The following is a 1,266-nucleotide window of genomic DNA, read 5'->3' as shown; positions in this document are numbered from 1 at the left end:
ATGAGGACCGTGGGCCGCACCGGCGACGCGGCCGCCGCCCGGCAGCGTGCGGACGAGCTCCGGTCGGGCAGGGCCTGAGCCGGGCCGTTCCGGAAGAGCGGCTCCCGACGGCCGGCTCCCGACGTCCCGATCCCGCCGGCCGGCTCCCGGTCCGAGCCGGCCGGTGCGTCCGCGCTCGCCCCATTTCCGCCCGCTCCAGTTCCGCTCGCCCATTTCCGCCCGTCCTATTTCCGCCCCCTTCCGCTGTTCCGCCTGCGCGCGAACAGGCAGAACTACGGGCAGTTCTGCCATCGGCCCCGCGCACCCGTCCGACCGCGGCCCGTCGGCCCGTCCGCCCGCCGCAGTCCCTTGGCACACGCACTGAGCAGCAGTGCCGTGGCACCGGGGCCGCGCGAAACCGTGCATACTTCTGCCTGCGTGCAGTGGTTGAGGCACAAACGGGTGGCAGAAGTACCGGCAGGATCAGGGGTGGGGTCGATGAAGGACGCGGTCGCCGGGGGCGTGGAGTTCTCCGGTCTGCTGGCCGGGTACCGGGTGCGGGCGGGGCTGACGCAGGAGGAGCTGGCGGAACGGTCCGGGGTGAGCCTGCGGGCCCTCGGCGACATGGAGCGCGGCCGCACGCGCGGGCCGCAGCGGCGCACCGTGCAGGCGCTGGCCGCCACGCTGGGCCTGGACGCGGCGGACGCGCTGGCTCTGGAGCGGGCCGCCCAGTCCGGACGCCCGCGCGGCACTCGCGCGACAACCGTTCCCGCGCAGCCCACCCGTAGCACCCCCAGCACCCCCAACACCGCCAACACCCCCAGCACCCCCAGCACCGCCAGGCCGGGCCAGCCCGCCAAGACCCCCGAACCGGCCGAGCCCCCCGCCGCTCCCGTGTTCCCCGGTGCCCTCGCCCTTCCCCGGGACATCGCCGACTTCACGGCCCGCGAGGAGGCCCTCGCCCGCCTGGGCGAGCTGGTCCGCGAGGACGACCCGGCCCACCCCCGGGTCGTCCTGATCAGCGGCCAGCCCGGCCTGGGCAAGACCGCCTTCGCCCTGCACGCCGCCCACTCCCTGGCCGACCGGTTCCCCGACGGCCGGCTCTCGCTCGACCTCGCCGGCATGGCCCCCACCCCGCTGGCCGCCCGCGACGCGCTCGGCCAGGTCCTGCGCGCCCTGGGGGTCGACGACGGCGCCGTCCCGGCCGGCACGGAGGAGCGGGCCGGGCTGTTCCGGGCGCTGGTGCGCGAGCGCAGGATCGTCCTCGTCCTGGACAACGCCGCCGAC

At 76.6% G+C, this 1,266-nt stretch carries 1 protein-coding gene; it reads left to right on the top strand.

Annotated elements, in window-relative coordinates:
- Positions 1-477: 477 nt before the first annotated feature.
- Positions 478-1,266, top strand: a 789-nt coding sequence (locus AB0O00_RS40085) for a helix-turn-helix domain-containing protein (protein WP_363659597.1), incomplete at its 3' end; no start/stop codon positions are given.

The organism is Kitasatospora sp. NPDC093558, from assembly GCF_040683475.1.
GTDB lineage: Bacteria > Actinomycetota > Actinomycetes > Streptomycetales > Streptomycetaceae > Kitasatospora.
This window is presented reverse-complemented; position numbering and strand designations above follow the sequence as displayed.